The sequence below is a fragment of the Chitinophaga hostae genome (assembly GCF_018224885.1).
GTDB lineage: Bacteria > Bacteroidota > Bacteroidia > Chitinophagales > Chitinophagaceae > Chitinophaga > Chitinophaga hostae.
Window position 1 is genome coordinate 1 of record NZ_JAGTXB010000053.1, and the last position, 998, is coordinate 998.

General features: G+C 40.9%; 1 protein-coding gene. It reads left to right on the top strand.

The genetic code is table 11. The annotated features are described in order from the left end of the window. A partial coding sequence (locus KE626_RS34470) for a transposase (RefSeq protein ID WP_211977705.1) occupies positions 1-978 on the top strand: 978 nt, incomplete at its 5' end. Between the last annotated feature and the right edge of the window lie 20 nt (positions 979-998).

The following is a 998-nucleotide window of genomic DNA, read 5'->3' on the forward strand; positions in this document are numbered from 1 at the left end:
GCAGAAATGGATGACACCGACCCGAGTGGTTTTGATAAGATTGATAGTGAGAAAGTAACTGAAACAATCAATAAAATAAACGAGGCATTAAAGGATAAAGAGGTTGATAAAAATATCCGTCAGAAGCTTAACTACGGCAGGAAGAACTGGCCGTCAACCCTTGATAAATACGAAGAACAGGAAGCCATGATAGGTGCTGACCGAAGCAGTATGAGCAAAACAGACCCGGATGCAACGTTTATGCGGCTCAAGGAAGACCATATGAGAAATGGCCAACTGAAGCCAGCTTATAATGTTCAGATAAGTACCAATAATCAATACATTGTTAACTACAGCCTCCACAGGCAAAGTACTGACACCAATACCCTAATCGCCCACCTGGAACAGCATATAAAGACTTACAAGAAAAAACCGGTTAATATCACAGCGGATGCTGGTTATGGGAGCGAACAAAATTACCAATGGCTTGAATCAAAGCGAATCACAGCCTATGTAAAACACAATCAGTTTGACAGGAAGCAGCGCAAACAAAATAAGGAAAAGAAACCCTACTCAGCTGATAAACTAGTTTACGACGAAGCCAAAGACCAGTATCAATGTCCTAAAGATAAGCCGATGAATAATATTGGTACTTATATCAGGGCGACGAGGACCGGTTATCTGCAAACAATTACCAAATACGAAACAGAGAGTTGTAAATATTGCCGGTTAAAGGAATTATGCCACCAGGCCAAAGGCAACAGGGTAATCGAGATTAATCACAATCTGAAGCGACTAAAATCCAGGGCAGATAAACGGCTAAAAACAAAGCGAGGCATAGCAAAACGCAAACAACGGTGTTTTGATGTAGAATCTGTGTTTGGTAACATCAAACAAAATCACCACTTCAGAAGATTTATGCTTCGTGGAATCGAAAAGGTCGAAATAGAGACCGGATTATTGGCTCTGGCGCATAATCTTAGAAAGAAAATCGCCTAAAGAACTTAAAAACGAGGGCG